The organism is Microbacterium sp. zg-YB36 (genome assembly GCF_024623575.2).
In the GTDB taxonomy this organism is placed as follows: Bacteria; Actinomycetota; Actinomycetes; order Actinomycetales; family Microbacteriaceae; genus Microbacterium.
Map to the genome: position 1 here is coordinate 1 of NZ_JANJFD020000007.1, position 2,145 is coordinate 2,145.

The following is a 2,145-nucleotide window of genomic DNA, read 5'->3' on the forward strand; positions in this document are numbered from 1 at the left end:
CGCGGGGTGCGGCCGGCCGCCGGGCCCGGCGGGGGGGGGCCGCGCCCCCCCCGCCGGGGGAGTGACGGCTCATGCTCTCTGGGGGAGGAGTGCGGCGCCGTTGCCGTCGCGCGATTGAGCGAGCCCCTGCGCGATCCTGCGGTTGCAACCGACTTGGCTCGAGCATGAGCCGCCACATCTTTCCGCGTCGCAACGGCGGTGCCGCTGCGACGCCGGACAGCCCGGTGGCCCGGGCGCCCGCAGTTTCGACTTCCAACGGCGCCATCTCAGTACGCCCCCTTCGGGCGGACCATCACGGCCGCGGTACGAAGGATGATCCCCAGGTCGGTCGCCAGCGACCAGTTCTCCACATAGTGCAGGTCCAGACGCACGCTCTGCTCCCACGTCAGGTCGCTGCGTCCGCTCACCTGCCACAGGCCCGTGATCCCCGGCTGCACGTACAACCGGCGGAAGACCGTGCCGTCGTAACCCCGCACCTCTGTGGGCAGCGGCGGCCGGGGGCCGACGACGCTCATCTCGCCTTTGAGGACGTTCCAGAACTGCGGAAGCTCATCGAGCGAGAAGCGGCGCAGGAACCCACCCACGCGAGTCACACGAGGGTCGTCCTTCATCTTGAACAGCGGGCCGGCGCCTTGGTTGAGTGCCTCCAACTGCGCGCGCTCCGCCTCGGCCGTCACAGACATCGTGCGGAACTTCAGAATGTCGAATTCCCTGCCGTCGCGCCCGATCCGTCGCTGGTGGAAGAACACGCCCCCCGGAGTGTCCATCCTGATCAGCAGCGCGATGAGCGGCGTGATCACAGCGATCGGAACGAGCGCGACGAGTGCGACAACCACATCGAGGGCACGCTTGGCGCGCACGCTCGAGTGGTCGAATCGGGGCAGGCTGATGTGGGTGAGCGCGAGGCCGTTCGTGCGTTCGAACGCGATCCGCGAACGGGACACATCCGTCAGTCGCGTCGCCAGGATCAGATCGGTCGCCGCTCCCTCCAGGCTCCAACTGAGCCGGCGCACGAAATCCGGGTTATCGGTTCCCGCAGCGACGATCACGGTGTCCGCGCACAGGTCACGTGCGATCCGCGCGGCCTGACCCGGTGCCCCCAGCACCGGGTACATCGTGTGATCGACGGTCAGCTCGGTGACACCCTCGTCCGCCAACGCCGTCCCCACAACGTTGTGACCGAGCCGACCGTCGAGTCGGAGAGAGCGGATCGTGTGCTCGATGCCGGCACGATCGCCCACGATGAGAGCGCGGGGAGCAAGGGCGATGCCCTGCCGCCCGTGCGTGCGCCACACCTCACGCAGCAGCCTCGCCGTCACGAGTGCGCCGATTCCTACCGGCAGCGTGACCAGGACATGCTCCGGCAGAAGCGGCCATCGCGCGACGCCCGCCGTGATCGCGAGCGCAGCGAAACCGATGGCGGCTGCGTGCACCACCGGCAGCAGCTCCAGGCGTCGGCCGGCGCCGTGCCGGTGTGCCGTGGCCCGCAGCGCGAAGAGGGCTGCGATCCACACGGTCGCCAGCACGAAGCATCCAGCCAGGAGTTGCAGTCGTGCAGATCCCGCGCCGATCCCCGAAGTGGTCGCCCACTGGGTGGCAGCTGTGGCGGCCGATGCGGCCACGATGACAGCCGCATCCACCGAGCCCGTCCACATGCGTCGACGACGCAGCCGGCCCAGACGCTGCTCCAGCAGCGGCGGGACACGGGGCGCTCCGACGCTCGTCTCGCCATCGAGAGGCAGCGTCGCGCTACTCATCGCGGTGCCCTGCGCTCGTGCCGTACCGGTTCAGATATCCCCAGTGCGCGACGGCGCGCGCTCGCGTAAAACCGTCTCCCCATGACCGTTTCCCCAGTGTCCCCAAGGCGGGTCGAAACCCGCATCCCCAAGCACGAGCCGAAACCCGCACTTCCCCAAATAGGTGCCGTTCTGTCACGGACCGATTCCCAATCGGACCGAAGCGGGATGCCGACCCCTCGGCGTCCCGCGGCCCCCTCTCGGTGGCCGGCGTGGCATGAGTATGGCACACGCCACCGGGGATGGGAAGCGTCAGTTCGTCGCGCCCCGACGATGCCCGAAAACACGTTGTGGCGTGGGGCGCGCACGCGGCAGGCACAACGCCCCCCGCGGTGGACAGAGTGCCCCA

The 2,145-nt window shown here is 69.3% G+C and carries 1 protein-coding gene; it reads right to left on the minus strand.

Going from position 1 to position 2,145, the window contains the following annotated elements; all coding sequences use genetic code 11:
• Positions 1-266 precede the first annotated feature (266 nt).
• Positions 267-1,757, minus strand: coding sequence for a sugar transferase (locus tag NQ151_RS12415; RefSeq protein ID WP_257528280.1), 1,491 nt, complete (start codon positions 1,755-1,757; stop codon positions 267-269).
• Positions 1,758-2,145 lie beyond the last annotated feature (388 nt).